The sequence below is a fragment of the Burkholderia sp. Ac-20392 genome (genome assembly GCF_017104585.1).
In the GTDB taxonomy this organism is placed as follows: Bacteria; Pseudomonadota; Gammaproteobacteria; order Burkholderiales; family Burkholderiaceae; genus Burkholderia; species Burkholderia lata.
In genome coordinates this window covers 1-855 of the sequence record NZ_JAAGPB010001073.1, presented here as the reverse complement: position 1 = coordinate 855, position 855 = coordinate 1, and the positions used below count along the sequence as shown (strand labels likewise).

Annotated in this window: 2 protein-coding genes; both read left to right on the top strand. The window is 71.8% G+C overall.

Going from position 1 to position 855, the window contains the following annotated elements; translation table 11 throughout:
• Positions 1-608, top strand: a 608-nt coding sequence (locus G3N99_RS40845) for a BcsE family c-di-GMP-binding protein (RefSeq protein WP_277396507.1), incomplete at its 5' end; no start/stop codon positions are given.
• On the top strand, positions 605-823 hold the full coding sequence (locus tag G3N99_RS40840; protein WP_174934682.1) for a hypothetical protein: 219 nt from the start codon (positions 605-607) through the stop codon (positions 821-823). The genes G3N99_RS40845 and G3N99_RS40840, both read left to right, overlap by 4 nt.
• Positions 824-855 lie beyond the last annotated feature (32 nt).

Below are 855 nucleotides of genomic sequence, written 5' to 3'. Positions count from 1 at the left end.
GCCTGCGGATTCGCGCGGTGCTCGATCGCGGCGCCGTGCTCGCGCTGCCGCACACGCTCGCGAAGATCTCGCTGCTGCCGGGCGTGTCGCACGTCGACGCGCTGCGGTTTTGCCGGCCGCGCCGCGCGGGCGACGTCGTGACGGCCGATGCCGCGCACCTGTACGTGTTCCTGTTCGCGTGCGAACCGGCCGATGCGGAGGACGCGCTCGCGCGCATCTTCGACGTGCCGGTCGACGCGCTGTCCGACCGTGTCGTGTGCCTCGGGCACGGCAGCATCGACACCGAGCTCAATGCGCTGAAGGCCGAGAACCGGCGCGCGCCGATCGCCGACTACAGCGATTTGTTCGCGGCCACGCAGCCGGCGGGCGCGACGCGCACCCCGTCCGCGCGCACCGATCCCGGCGCGGCGTTGCCCGACGCGAGCGAAGTGAGCCGCGCGATCGACGCAATCGATACGATCGTCGCGCTCGATGCGATCGATGCGATCGGTGCGACACCGACGGCCGCGGCCGCCGACGCATCGGCGCCGGAACCCGTCATTCCCGCCGCGCGCAAGCGCAGCGCCGTTCGCAGCGCGATGCCGCTGCGCAAGCAGGGGGTCGCATGATCGCCGTCATCGTCATCGGTTTCATCGTCGGCATCGTAATCGCGGTGCCCGTGTGGATCGTCGCGCAGCACCTCGGTATCGGCCGCGGCTTTCATGCGCCGCGCGGCATCGACCGGCGCGACGCCGTGCCCTGCGAACTCGTGCCGGTTGCGCTGCGCGGGCGGCTGCTGCCCGATGCGGAACGCGGCGAGCGTGGTAGCGAGGCGGCCCGATGAAGACGATCGCCATTACGTCGACGACGGGCGGA